1 protein-coding gene and 1 pseudogene are annotated in these 1529 nt (G+C 48.3%); one reads left to right on the top strand and one right to left on the bottom strand.

The window, feature by feature from the left end; genetic code table 11:
• A pseudogene (locus KDK19_RS06650) lies at positions 1 to 227 on the bottom strand (NCS2 family permease); the annotation flags it as partial.
• Positions 228 to 582: 355 nt separating this feature from the next.
• Here KDK19_RS06650 and KDK19_RS06645 point away from each other — a divergent pair.
• Positions 583 to 1529, top strand: a 947-nt coding sequence (locus KDK19_RS06645; RefSeq protein ID WP_257291605.1) for an FAD binding domain-containing protein, incomplete at its 3' end; no start/stop codon positions are given.

Here is a 1529-nt window from a genome sequence, read left to right as displayed (position 1 = left end):
CCTGCAACCAAACAGGTGGCAGTGAACAGAGCCCCTTTATCCATGCCGGCATCACCCAGCATTCCCGGTATGACGAACACCACATAACACATGGTAATAAAGGTCGTAAGACCTGCCATCAGTTCAGTTTTTACCGTCGTGTTTTTGGCTTTGAGTTCGAAGAGACGGTCGAGCAGTGATCCACTCTTCTCCCCACCCACAGAGGGTGCCATTTCAGCGTTATCCATTCCAGACTCCTTATATTTGTTGTTCTTATCGATGCAATAATCCAACCAACCGATCAAAACTGATGATACTGAGCTTACCCAGAGTTCACAAAACATGACCCAAAGGTATATGAGGCCTTTTTCATAGCATTATTCATTTCAAGACAGCTGAGTTCAGACGCCTATCTTTTTAACACCAGCCCGCTTTTTTATACCAGTCTGTCAATGTTTCTGCTTGCTATTTTCCTGACCAAATAGTCAAATTACAAGTCGCAAATGTGAGCAAAGAAAAATATTCTACATTAATCAAAAACATAAAAACGACTATGCAGAATGTTTTTTCCTATTAAGAATTAGAACAAAGGAGTCAGTCGTCGTGATTCGATTTCTGCTCAACGAGACTCTGGTTGAACTCAGGGACATACCCTCCGATACCACCATACTCGACTACCTGAGGGGTAATCGCAGCCATAATCCGGATAGAAAAACCGGCACCAAGGAGGGCTGCTGTTCAGGTGACTGCGGCGCCTGCACCGTGGTAATTGCCGAGCCAGAGAACGACCGTCTGAATTATCAGACCATTAACGCCTGTATTGCTCTGTTACCAGCACTCAACGGCAAGCAGCTGATCACCGTTGAAGATCTTGCTGAAGGGGAAAAACTGCATCCTGTGCAACAAGCCATGGTGGATCATCATGGCTCTCAATGCGGTTTCTGTACGCCCGGTATTATCATGTCTCTGTTTGCCTTTCATCATGAGACACCCGCCAACAGACCTGAGGTTGCTGAAGCTCTGGGTGGAAACCTTTGCCGTTGCACCGGCTACCAGGCTATCGTTGATGCTGCCAATGACATTGCCAGCCTGACACCCTCTGACCGTTTCAAGCATCGCGAACAGGAGACACTTCAGACACTCATCGCCCTGAAAGCCCGGTTAGATGATACGGCAACCGGTGTGTTCATGCCGAATTCCGAGCAAGAGCTGGCTGACTATTTGCTGAAGCACCCACAGGCCAGAATATTGGCCGGTGGCACAGACCTTGGGCTGGAAGTGACTCAACAAATGAAGGATTTACCTTCGCTGGTCTCACTGGCATCGGTCCATGAGCTAAAAGAAATCACCTGTAATGATCAGGAAATGATCATTGGATCGGCTGCAACCTACCGTCAGCTGGAACCTCTTTTGGCCAAACACTTCCCCGACTTTGCCACAATGCTTTCGCGTCTGGGCTCACAGCAGATTCGAAACGTGGGCACAATGGGTGGCAACATCGGTAATGCCTCTCCCATTGGCGACACACCTCCTGTGTTACTGGCTCTGGA

Source organism: Endozoicomonas sp. ONNA1 (genome assembly GCF_024606325.1).
Classification (GTDB): domain Bacteria; phylum Pseudomonadota; class Gammaproteobacteria; order Pseudomonadales; family Endozoicomonadaceae; genus Endozoicomonas_A.
The sequence above is the reverse complement of the archived record's forward strand: the minus strand, read 5'-3'. Positions and strand labels throughout refer to the sequence as shown.